3 protein-coding genes are annotated in these 12836 nt (G+C 61.2%); all 3 read left to right on the top strand.

From position 1 onward, the window contains the following. The first annotated feature begins 325 nt into the window (after positions 1-325). The 3 genes from ACXHXG_RS23565 to ACXHXG_RS23555 are packed head-to-tail and all read left to right on the top strand — an operon-like array spanning position 326 to position 12830. Positions 326-2239: an amino acid adenylation domain-containing protein gene (locus ACXHXG_RS23565; RefSeq protein ID WP_457900886.1), complete on the top strand. Its 1914-nt coding sequence runs from the start codon at positions 326-328 to the stop codon at positions 2237-2239. After that, the gene (locus ACXHXG_RS23560; RefSeq protein WP_457900885.1) at positions 2236-10356 is read left to right on the top strand and encodes an amino acid adenylation domain-containing protein; all 8121 of its coding nucleotides are present in this window, start codon (positions 2236-2238) and stop codon (positions 10354-10356) included. The genes ACXHXG_RS23565 and ACXHXG_RS23560 overlap by 4 nt, the downstream gene beginning before the upstream one ends. After that, a complete protein-coding gene (locus tag ACXHXG_RS23555; RefSeq protein WP_457900884.1) occupies positions 10353-12830 on the top strand; it encodes a condensation domain-containing protein in 2478 nt (825 codons plus the stop codon). Before ACXHXG_RS23560 ends, ACXHXG_RS23555 begins: the two co-directional genes overlap by 4 nt. Positions 12831-12836 lie beyond the last annotated feature (6 nt).

Here is a 12836-nt window from a genome sequence, read left to right as displayed (position 1 = left end):
CTTGGTGCATTCTCTCTGCAGAGTCGCCTCGTAGTCTGCACTCCTTGATATGCGCGGAAATAAAGAAACTTCCTTTTGAGGCGGGGTGCGTTCGCACGACCCGCCCAATCTTCTTCACCCGTAATGCTTTTGGCCAGCTCGCGGCCGCCTCGGCGGCCTCCTCCGACGAAATGTCTACGTCGGCTAAGGCTTAAGACTTTCGTTGAGGAGGGCAGTCATCCCAATGATCAACTGGTGATTTTCCGGCAGCGTGAAATTCTGCAGGCGACGATAAGGCACAGATATCGTGCCGTCGCAGGCAGCAAACGTAGCCCGGAGCACAGCGATGATCGATTTCGATTCTGAAGAGAAAGCCAATTCTCCCGTAATCATGCATTACGACCGAGACCGCAACCTTCATGACATGGTGCATGAACAGGCGCTGGCCGCGCCGCACGCCACCGCTGTCGTTTTCGGCGATTCGGCACTCAGCTACCGCGAACTTGACCGGCTCTCCGACTCATTGGCGGCCTATCTCGTAAAACTCGGCATCCGCAAGGCCGACATCGTCGGCCTGTTCCTGCCACGCAGCCTCAATGCCATCGTCTGCAAGCTCGCCATTCTCAAGGCCGGCGGCACCTATCTCCCCCTCGATCCTGCTTTTCCGATCGAGCATCTCGATCACGTCATCGGCGAATGCGAGCCGAAGGTCGTCTTTGTCGATTCGGCCTATGGCGACAAGATCAGCATCGTTCCCAGCATGCGTGGCCGCGTCATCGAGGCGAGCGCCATCATTGCGGAAATGACCATCCGTCCGCCCCAGCCGCGGCCTTCCGTCAAGATCGGCGGCGATGATGTGGCCTATGTCATGTACACCTCCGGTTCGACCGGCCGCCCGAAAGGCACCGCGATCGCGCATCGCAGCATCTCGCGGGTCGTCCTGGATCAGACCTATGTCGAATTTCGGCCGGATGATGTGGTCCTGCACACGGCAACGATCGCCTTCGACGCGGCGACCCTGGAGATCTGGGGAGCATTGCTCAACGGCAGTGTGCTTGTCGGCATGCCGGACACTAGCTTCTCCGTCGCTCGGCTCTGCAATCTCATACGCGAAACCGGCGTCAGCATCATGTTCCTGACGACAGGGCTCTTCAACGTCTTTGCCGACCACGCGGACGGCGACCTGCCGCAGCTTCGCCATGTCCTGTTCGGCGGCGACGTCGGATCGGCGGTTCATGCGCGCCGTTTTCTCGACCGCTTTCCTGGCTGCAAGCTCACAAATGCCTATGGACCGACCGAAACGACGGTTTTCGCGACAGCATTCGAAGTGCCTCCGAATTTTTCCGGGCAGGAATTGCCGATCGGCAGAGCCATCGCGCATACGGGCATTGCCGTTCTCGACGAGGAATTGCGGGAGGTCCCGTACGGGACCGAGGGGCAGTTGGCGATATCGGGCGACGGGCTTGCGATCGGCTATTTCAAACGTCCGGAGATGACCGCGGAGAAGTTCGTGACGATCGGCACGAACAATGGACAAAAGCGGTACTATCTGACGGGCGATCTCGCCGTTCTGCATGCGGACGGCATGGTCGCCTTCAAGGGACGTCGCGACCGGCAGGTCAAGATCAATGGCAAACGTATCGAGCTCGATGAAATCGAGGCCACGCTAAGACGCGATCCGCGCCTTGCCGACGGCATCGTCCTTTGCCACGTCCAAAGCGCGACGCTGAAGCGCATCGTCGCCTACCTGTGCCCCCGTCAGGGGAGCGCAGGTCCCGATTTCGTGCCAAGCGTCATGGCAGCGCTACGCGCGGCACTTCCAGCCTACATGATCCCGAGCGCGGCCGTGGTCGTCGACGCATTTCCGCTGACGCCGGCCGGCAAGGTCGATCGCTCCAAGCTTCAGCCGCCGCCTATGGAGCAGATCGAGATTGCGCCTGATGCCATCGCCAAGAGCCAGACAGAGACACTTCTGACAAGGCTCTGGCAGGACGCGCTGGGCACGGGAAAAATCGATCTCGACAGAAACTTCTTCGACCTCGGCGGAACTTCGCTTCAGCTCATGGAAATCCATGCAGGTCTTGAGGCCGAGCTCGAACGTTCCGTCGACGTCGTTGCCTTGTTCAAGCATCCGACGATCCGCGAATTGGCGCGCCACGTCGACGGCAAGGCTTCGGGTTCGGCACGGGCGATCGCCGCCGCCCAGCGCGCAGCTCTTCAGAGAAAGACCATGTCCCAATTCCGCAGGAGTTCTTCATGACGAGAGATTATGAAACCGGTCATGCCAATGGCGATGAGAGTGATTTCGATAGCAATCAGGATTGGGACAATCAGGATTCGGGCGGTATCGCAATTATCGGCATGTCCGGTCGCTTCCCGGGAGCGCCTTCGGTAGAAGCGCTTTGGCAACTGATTTGTGAGGGGCGGAATGCCTTCTCGCAATTCTCGCCGGAAGAACTCGAAGATGCCTTTACCGACGAGGAGCGCGCGCAGCCGAATTTTGTTCCGGCCCGGCCGCATCTTCGCGATGTCGAGCTGTTCGATGCTGATTTCTTCGGAATGTATCCGCGCGAAGCGGCGCTGACTGACCCGCAGCACAGGGTCTTCCTGGAAATCTGCTGGGAAGCGCTCGAAGATGGCGGCTACGATCCGCAGCGTTATTCGGGAATGATCGGCGTCTTCGCCGGCTCCTCGATGCCGACCTATCTGATCAACAACGTTCTGGGCGATCGCGCCAAGGCGGAGGAATTTACCTCCAACTATCAGATCGGCTGCTTCCAACATCTTGTCGGTGCACTCAACGACACGCTTGCGACACGCATCGCCTATAAATTCAATCTGCGTGGTCCCGCCTTTACGCTGCAATCGGCCTGCTCGACCTCGCTGCTGGCCGTGTCGCAAGCCTGCCAGAACCTGTTGACCTATAGTTGCGACATGGCGCTTGCCGGCGGCGTCTCGATCACCATCCCGCAAAGGCGTGGCTATATTTATCAGGAAGGCGGCATGGCCTCGCCTGATGGCACCTGCCGTCCCTTCGATGCAAACGCTGCCGGGACCGTCTTCGCGAGCGGCGCCGGCGTCGTCCTTCTGAAGCGTCAGGAAGATGCGCTGCGGGATGGCGACCATATCTATGCGGTTATCCGAGGCTATGGCGTCAACAATGATGGCTCCGACAAGGTCGGTTTCGTCGCACCGAGCGTCGAAGGCCAGGCCGAAGCGATTTCGGCAGCCTTTGCCAATGCCGCCGTCTCACCAGCAACCATCGGCTATGTCGAATGCCACGGCACCGCGACGCCGCTCGGCGACCCCATCGAATTCAGCGGCCTCAAGGGTGCCTTTTCGGAGGATCCGCCCGCGCCGGCAAGCTGCGCGCTTGGATCGGTGAAAGGCAATATCGGCCATACGGACGCCGCCGCCGGCGTTACCGGCCTCATCAAGACCGCGCTTGCGCTGGGCAAGGCGAAGATACCGCCCATGCCCAACTACGAGAAACCGAATCCGCGCATCGATCTCGATCACAGCCCCTTCTATATTCCGACCGAGATGATCGATTGGCCGGAAACGGAAGGGCCACGCCGCGCCGGCGTCAGTGCGTTCGGTGTCGGCGGCACGAACATTCACGTCATCGTCGAGGAACCGCCGGTTCGTCACGATGAGCCTGTCGATGAGCAGGAAGGACCATATCTTCTGCCGCTTTCGGCATCCAATCCGGCCGCCCTGTCGGCCATGCGCACTAACCTCGCTGACCATCTCGACAAGAATCCCGGGCTGCCTCTAACGCGGGTGGCTCATACGCTGCAGGCCGGCCGGCGTGAGTTCAACCATCGCCTTGCCATTGCCGCCAGCACTACGGAGGAGGCGATCGATCGCCTGACGGCGGAGCGCTACCAACCGCTCATTACCTCGGATCAACCGCCCGTCGCCTTCATGTTTCCGGGGCAGGGCGCTCAATATGCCGGCATGGGCGCCGGCCTCTATAGCGCGGAGCCGGAATTCGCCCGCTGGATCGACCGCGGCGCCGAGCTGCTGAAGATGACGCTGGGCGTCGATCTGCGCGACTATATCTGCCATACCGGTCCGGTGACCCAGGCCATGGCCGACGAGCAGCGTGAGACGCGCATCGCTCAGCCCTGCCTCTATCTCGTCGAATACGCGCTGGCGCGGCTGTGGTTGAGCCGTGGTGTCAAGCCCTATGCGATGATCGGCCATAGCGTCGGCGAATTCGTCGCCGCAACGCTCGCCAATGTCATCTCCTTCGAAGACGGCTTGCGGCTGGTCGCCAACCGGGGGCGGCTGATGCAGAACCAGCCGCAGGGTGCAATGGTGTCGGTTCGCGCCGATGCCGAAACCGTCGCCATGCATCTGCGGGGCAAGGTCGAGATCGCTGCGATCAATGCGCCGAAACTCTCCGTCATTTCGGGGCCGTTCGAAGATATCGATACGGTCTGCACCGTGCTCGAATCCGCCGGCATTGCCTTCAGCCGGCTGCATACTTCGCATGCCTTCCACTCGGCGATGATGGATGAAGCCGTTATTGCCCTGCGCGAAGAGACGGCAAAGACCACCTATGGCACTGCCACCATGCCGTATATTTCCTGCGTCACTGGCGACTGGCAGACCGGTGAACGCGGAACCTCGCCGGACTATTGGGCAACGCATTGCCGCGACGCAGTTCACTTCGCCGATGGGCTCATGACGCTCTGCCGTGGCCGCAAACCCGTGCTCTTGGAAGTCGGCCCCGGCCGAACGCTATCGGTCTTTGCCGCGCAGACGATTGCCCGTGACGGTGTTGCCGCCATCGTGCAGTCCTTGCCTGAGCATGACCGTGCTTTTGCTGCTTCCGAGACCCTGGCGGAAGCACACGGAAAACTCTGGATGGCCGGCTACCCGCTGGAATGGCCGGCTCTGCCCGCCAGCGCCCAGCAGCGCCTGGGCCTGCCGACCTATCCATTCCAGCGCCAGCGTCACTGGATCGACGCTCCGCAATCCTCCCGCCGCGCGGCGAGCCAACCGGCTCTGCCCGCTCAAGTTCCTGTGCCCGCTGCCTCTTTCGCAGCCGATGTCAACCTTGTCGATGAGAACAAAGCCATGAACGTCGTAACACCACTCTCCCTTTCCGATCGCGTCCTCACACTTGAAACCTCCCTGTTGACCTTGCTCAGCGAAATGTCAGGGGAGACGTTGGGGGTCACCGAGCGGGCCGTGACTTTCCTCGAACTCGGTTTCGACTCACTGTTCGTGGGCCAGTTCGCGCAGCGTATTGAGAAGGAATACAAGGTTAAACTCTCCTTCCGTGAGCTGCTCAGCAACATTCCCTCGGTCGCCGATCTGGCACTCCATCTCGACCAGCAGATGCCGCCGGATGCCGTGAAACCAGTCGCGGCGCCGCTGGCGGCGCCGGTTGTCGCTCCCGCTGCGCCGGCTGCAGCGGCACCCTCACCAATCGCTATTCCGGCGGCTCTTCCCGTCGCGCCGATGCCGATGATGTCTGCCGCGTCGCCGGATTTGGCAGCCGTGCTGCAATCGCAGATCCAGCTCGCACAGTCGCTATTTGCCCAACAGTTGCTGATCCTGCAGGGCGGTACGGCGCTGGTTCCGGCCGCCGCTGCGGCAATCCCAGCAGTTGCACCGCCGGTTTCTGTGCCCGCCATCACTCCTGCTGCCGCGCCTGCCGCTCCAGCAGCCGTCAAGCCGGCGTCGGACACAGCGGAGACCGAATTCGGCACGGAGCGTATCAAGCTCTACCGTCCCGGCGCAAAGAGCCTTGCGCCGGAAATGTCCAATGCGAAACGGGCCTTCATCGCCGATCTGACCGCCGCCTATGAAGCGAAGAACGCCAAGTCCAAGGCCTTCACCAAGGCCAATCGCCATTGGCTTGCCGACCCGCGCACGGCTTCGGGCTTCCGCGCCGACTGGAAGGAAATGGTCTTCCCGATCGTCTGCGACCATTCCAAGGGCGCACATATTTGGGATGTCGACGGCAACAAATACGTCGATCTGGTCAACGGCTTCGGGCAGACCGCCTTCGGTCACGCCCCGGATTTCGTCATCGATGCGATCAAGGCCCAGGCCGATATCGGCTTCGCCATTGGCCCGCAAACGCCGCTCGCCGGCGAGGTCGCCGGAATGATCGCCGAAGTGACTGGTCATGAGCGCGTCACCTTCTGCAACACCGGTTCGGAAGCCGTCATGGCCGCCATGCGTCTCGCCCGTGCCGTCACCGGCCGTGACCGCATCGTGGTCTTCGCCAATGACTACCACGGCCAGTTCGACGAAGTGCTGGTCAAGGGCCGCAATCGGGCCGACCGGCCGATCGCCTTGCCGATCGCTTCCGGCATCCCGATGGGCTCGGTATCCAACATGACCGTGCTGCGCTACGGCGCACCGGAAAGCCTCGATTTCATCCGCGCCAATGCTGAGGAAATTGCGGCCGTTATCATTGAACCTATCCAAAGCCGTCATCCCGAACTGCAGCCGATCGAATTCGTTCGTGAGCTGCGTGATGTCGCCACCAAGTCTGAATTCGCCCTGGTCTTCGATGAAGTCGTCACCGGCTTCCGTGTCGATCCCGGCGGCATGCAGGCGATCTGGGGCATCAAGGGCGATATGGCGACTTATGGCAAAGTTGTCGGCGGCGGCATGCCGATCGGAGTCTTGGTTGGAAGCGCACGTTTCATGGATGCTCTCGACGGCGGCCACTGGAATTACGGCGATGACTCCGTTCCCATGACCGCCCCGACTTTTTTTGCCGGCACATTCGTACGTCACCCGCTGGTGCTTGCCGCGGCACATGCCGTCCTGCATCACATCAAGGGTGAGGGTGCGGAACTTTATGGACGCGTCGCCGAACGAACCCAGGCACTCGTCGCCGAAATGAAGGCGGAACTCGCAAGGCGCGGCATTGCCGATGTCGTTCACGGCTATAAGAGCTGGTTCGCCGCCGACTTCAGCAGCCAGGATTCGCTGGGATCGCTGTTCTACGCCCAGATGCGCCTGAACGGCGTCCACATCCAGGAAGGCTATCCATGCTTCCTGACCACGGCCCATAGCGAAGAGGATTTCCAGACGATCGCCAAGGCCTTCCGCGACACTCTCGACGCGCTGCAGTCGGTGGGAATCCTCGCCCCTGCCGAAGATAGACCAGCCCCATCGGTTGAAACGAAAGTACCCGTGGTAGCGCGCGCTCCGCGGCCGCAATCCGCACCGCTGACGGAGGCGCAGACGGAAATTTGGCTGGCGGCGCAGGCTGGCGACGAAGCCTCGTGCTCGTTCAACGAATCCTTTTCATTGAAGCTCGAAGGCGCTTTCGACGAGAAAGCGTTCCGCAAAGCCATCGATACCGTCGTTGACCGCCACGATGCCTTCCATATCCGTTTTGATCGCAGCGGCCAGTTCTTCCATTTCATTCCGGATTTCAAACTCGATCTGCCGCTGGTCGATGGTGCCAACGAAGCTCATCTGCGTCAGATCATCGAAGACGAGGCGCTGACACCCTTTGACCTCGTGAACGGTCCTCTGGTCCGTGCCAGCATCGTGAAGCTCGGTCACGACAAGCATGTCTTCGTCTTCACCGGCCACCACATCGTCTGCGATGGCTGGTCGATCAACGTGTTCGTCGATGAGTTGTCGACGGCTTACGCCGCCTACCAGCAGGGCGACACGCCGCACTTCGAACCGGCTCTGTCCTTCGCCACCTATTCGACCGACTTCGCACCGAAGCCGGAGAAGTCCGGGGCTACGGAGCAATTCTGGCTCGACCAGTTCAAGACGGTTCCCGATCTGCCGGAAATGCCGCTTGATCGGCCGCGCCCGGAATATCGCAGCTTTGGCGGCGGAACCTGCACCGGCTTCATCGGCGAGGAAGTCTATAAGACCCTGAAGAAGGCGGGAGCAAAATCGGGTGCAACGCTGTTCTCCACCCTACTTGCCGCCCTGCAGGTGACGATCTCGCGGCTTTCCGGCCAGGAGGACATCGTCATCGCCATCCCTTCTGCGGGCCAGAGCCTGGTCGGTGACCAGATCCTCGTCGGCCACTGCGTCAACCTCCTGCCGCTGCGTCAGACCGTGACGTCAACAGAATCCTTCGTCACCCACCTGAAGGCAACGCAACAGTTAGTCTTCCAGGCGTTTGAGCATCAGGACTACACCTACGGCACGCTGGTGCGCAAACTCGGGATCAAGCGCGACTCGCGGCGCCTGCCGCTCACCGAAATCCAGTTCAACCTGGAGCGGATGGCCGGCGGCGGCGCCTTCGGCAACCTGAAGCCGACGATCGAGCCGAATGCGAAGGCCTTCTCCAACTTCGACATGTTCTTCAACATGATCGAGGCCGCGGATCACATTCGCATCGATGTCGACTACAACGCCGACGTCTTCGACCGCGCCACCATCGAGCGCTGGATAGGCCATTTCTCGACGCTGGCTGCGGCACTCGCGAAAGATATGGAGCGCAAGGTTTCCGAACTGTCGCTGCTGACGGCGGACGAGAAATCCTGGCTGATCGAAAGCCTCAATCATACGGCGATGGACTACAATCATGATGAGTTTGCCTTCTCGCTCTTCGCCCGCAAGGCAGCAGAACATCCGCATGCCGTCGCCGCCGAACATGACGGCCATACGATCACCTACGGCGAACTCGAAACCCGTTCCAACCAGCTTGCCCTCTATCTGCAGATGGCGATCCCCGAGCCCGGCCAGCGCATCGCGCTTCTCGTCGAGCGCTCGCTGGAAATGATCGTCGCTCTCTTGGCGGTCATGAAGGCCGGGCACACCTATGTGCCCATGGACCCGGCCCATCCTGAGCCGCGGTTGCGTCAGACTCTGGATATCGCCCGCGTCGGCGGCCTGATTTGCGATAGCGACGAGATGGCACGGCTTGCAGCCTCAGGCACGCCGATCATCCGTACCGACAAGGACGCGAAGGCGATCGGCTCGATGACGGGGGCCACCCTGAAGAGCCTGCCGACTGACACCACGGCGCCGGCCTATATCATCTTTACCTCCGGCTCGACCGGTATGCCGAAGGGCGTCGAAGTGTCCCACCGGGCGCTGACGAACTTCCTCCTTTCCATGGCGAAGGAGCCGGGATTCACCGCCGATGACACGCTGATTGCGGTAACGACGATCTCCTTCGATATCGCCGGGCTGGAAATCTATCTGCCGTTGATATCGGGCGGAAAGGTCGTCGTCGCCAACCGCTTGCAGGTGCAGGATGGCTTCGCGCTGGTGCGGCTGATCAATGAGCATAATGCGACGGTGCTGCAGGCAACCCCGACGCTCTGGCAGATGCTGACGGAGGCGGGCCTCAAGGAGCGGCCGAACCTGAAGATGCTCTGCGGCGGCGAACCCTTGCCGAAGGAGCTGGCGAAATCGCTGCTGGCGATCGGGGGCGAGCTCTGGAACATGTATGGCCCGACGGAGACGACGATCTGGTCTTCGCTGCAGCGGATCACCGATGCGGATCAGCCGATCACCATCGGCCACCCGATCGCCAACACCCAGCTCTATATTCTCGACCAGAACAACAGCATCGCGCCGATTGGCGTAACCGGCGAGCTGCATATCGGCGGCGATGGCCTGGCGAACGGTTATTTCGACCGGCTTGACCTTACCGAGAAAGCCTTCGTGCCGTTCTGCTTCGCCACCGGCAGGCCGAAGCGGCTCTACAAGACCGGCGATGTCGGCCGGCGCCTGGCCGACGGGTCGCTGCAATTGCTTGGACGGCGCGACCAGCAGATCAAGCTTCGCGGCTTCCGCATCGAACTCGGCGATATAGAAGCCGTCGTCTCCAAAGCCGAAGGTGTTCGCCAATGCGCCGTCGTCGCGGCAGAGAACCAGAAGGGCGACCGCTCTCTCGTCTGCTATGTCGTACCCACGATCAGCGGCATCGAGCTTTCGCCGGCCAATCTTGCCGCACATGCCAAGGCCAATCTTCCCGGCCATATGGTGCCGAGCTTCTGGGTGACTGAAAGCGAGCTGCCGCAGACCGCTAATGGCAAGCTCGACCGGAAGACCCTGCAGTTGCGCGGCGTGCCACAGCGCGAGGCTGCAGTCGTCAAGGTTCAACCCAAGACAGAGACGGAGCGGCGGATCCTGACGATCTGGGAGGAGGTGTTGAACCTCGGAGATATCAGCGTCGACGACAATCTCTACGCGCTGGGTGCCGACTCGCTGACTATCTTCCGCATCGCCGCCCGCATGCTCGACACCGGCCTGCCACTGGAGGCGAAGCATCTGCTGCGTCATCCCTCGGTAGCCGAACTGGCGGCCTTTGCCGACAGCCAAGGGGAGATCAAGGCTGACCCGGCTCAGTTCCACGTTCCATCATTGAAAGACTTCCGTAACGGCGCACGCCGCGGATTGGAGAGGGCAATATGAGTAGTGTTGAAAACAGCCCCGTAGGCCAGGTTGCCGATCTGGAGATCATCGGCGAGTTTCCCTGCACGCAGACGCAATTGCGCTGCTGGATTCTCGACCAGTTGCTCCCCGGCAATCCAGCGCTCAATGTTGCGGTTCGCTGGGAAATTCGCGGCGCGTTCAAAGCCGCGACCATCGAGGCGGCCTTTCGCAAGGTGATCCAGCGTCATGAGATTCTGAGGACGCGATTCATCGAAAGGGAAGGCCGCCCCTTCCAGCAGGCGGTGGACCGGATCGATTTCAAGATGTCGGTGATCGATCTTCGCAGCATGGCGGCCGATCAGCGCCAGACAAGAATCCTGTCGATCGGCGAGGAGACGGCACAGGCTCCTTTCGACCTCAGCAAGCCCGGGCTCTTTCGAGTCTCGCTGCTGATGGCCGAAAATGACCGCGGGGTTCTCCTCATCACCGCCCACCAGAGCTGCTTCGACGGTTGGTCGATCCGCGTGCTAGGACGGGAAGTGGGGGAAATCGCCGCCGCCATCGATGCCGGCCGGCAGCCTGTCCTCCCTGATTTGCCGCTCCAATATGGCGACTATGCTCTCTGGCAGCAGGAATATCTGCAGAGCTACGGTTTCGAGACGGAGAAGACCTTCTGGCGGGAGAAGCTCACCGGCGCGCCTTACTTCGAAGTGACGCCGGACCATCCGCGCGGCCGTGTGAAGACCAATCACGGCAATATTCTCTCCGTCGCGCAGCCTCTCGCCTTCAGCGAGCGCATGGATGCCGCCGCACGCGCTCATCGCGTCTCGCAATACAGCTACGGCGCCGCCATCATCAGCGCCATGCTGCATCGGCTGACGAATGCCGAGACCGTGATGTTCGGCTCACAGGTGGCAGGCCGCGAACATTCCGATCTCGAAGATCTGATCGGCGTCTTCATCAACAATCTTGTGCTGCGCTTCGATTTTTCTTCCGACATCTCGTTCGCGCAGCATATCCATTCGGTCAGCGAGACGGTGGAGGGGGCGCTGAACCATCAGCGTATGCCGTTCAACAAGCTGGTGGAGCTGATCAACCCGGTCCGCGATCCCTCGCGTAATCCGCTGATCTCCGTGAATTTCAACCTGCAGAAGGCGTTTCTGGAGGATCATCGCTATGGCGGCTTCGAGCTGATCAGCTCGCCGTCGCAATCGCCCGGCGTCATCTACGATCTGAGCTTCATCATGATCGGCCGACCGACGGGCTGGCGCATGTCGATCGAATACAATGCCGATCTCTTCGATGCGCGCACGATCGAAAGCCTGCTGCAGCTCTGGCAGAAGGCGTATGAGGTCGCCCTCGACCATCCCGAGGCAATGCTGTCGTCGCTGACCGTGCCCGAACGGCAAGCAGTTGCTGCCGCCAAGGACGCATCGGCAACGGAGCTTTCCGGGAGCCAGGCTTCGGCCGATACGCCGGTGGCGAAGAAGATGGCTGCGCTGGCGGCCCTCTGGCAGGACATTCTCCAAGTTCCGCAGGTACGGCCGAAGGACGATTTCTTCGCGCTCGGCGGTCATTCCCTGCTGGCGCTGCGGCTGCTGTCGGCCGTGCGGGACAAATTCAACGTCAAGCCGACGCTGGAACTTCTGTTCAAGGAGCCGACGCTCGAGGGCTTTGCCGCCGCGATCTTCGACACGCCGAAGGCGGAGGAACCCGCCGCCGCGATCGCCAATCCCTGGGAAATGATCACCTGCAAACGCGGCACAGGGCCGGCCTCGGTTTATACGCTCAACCATCCCTTCCTCTATTACCGCCTGGCAAACGAATTGCCGGATACGGTGTCGGTTCACAACATCAACATGTTCAATACCGATCTCGGAAACCTGGCTGGTATGCGGCTCGAGGATATTGCCCGCTATGCGGTCGATGCCATGCAGATCGATGTCAGCGCCGGGCCTGTTGGCCTCGCCGGGCTGTGCGTCAACGGGACGCTGGCGATGGAGGTAACCCGGCAGTTGCGGGAGAAGGGGGCTGATGTCAGCTTTACCGCCATCATCGATACATGGGCGCCAGGCTACTTCCGCTCGCTGCCGAAAAGGGAGCAGAAACGATGGAACAGGGAGCGGCGCGTCAAACGCCTCGTCTACTTCACGAAGAAGGTATTGTCGGGCCGGATGCCGCTGATCGTGTTCCTCAAGGAGTTCAATTTCTCGCTCGCGCTCCTGAAAATGTTCGGCGTCAAGGCTGGGAAATATACCCCTGAGGAAGAGGCCAATGCGGCGGTGACGGATCTGCTGGTGGAGGCTGCGCGCAGCTATAAGCCGGTGCAAAACAAGGATCCTTCGGTTATCTTGCTGCGCAGCCAGGCCAACCATCCCCGCGCCCGCAAACTGCTGTTCGGCTGGGGCGATGCGGTGGCGGCAGATACGACCGTTCTCGATATCGATGGCTGGCATGAGGACTCGGTGGCCGAACTCGCATCGGTCATCTCCAAGAAGTTCGGCGGCGCTTAGGCGCCG

Source organism: Rhizobium sp. LEGMi-198b, assembly GCF_054114205.1.
Note: the sequence above shows the minus strand (reverse complement) of the source record. Positions and strands in the feature narration are given on the sequence as shown.

Bases quoted from the DNA above. Each gene is read 5' to 3' on its own strand.
- ACXHXG_RS23565 (WP_457900886.1), top strand. From the start codon at position 326: ATGATCGATTTCGATTCTGAAGAGAAAGCCAATTCTCCCGTAATCATG.
- ACXHXG_RS23560 (WP_457900885.1), top strand. From the start codon at position 2,236: ATGACGAGAGATTATGAAACCGGTCATGCCAATGGCGATGAGAGTGAT.
- ACXHXG_RS23555 (WP_457900884.1), top strand. From the start codon at position 10,353: ATGAGTAGTGTTGAAAACAGCCCCGTAGGCCAGGTTGCCGATCTGGAG.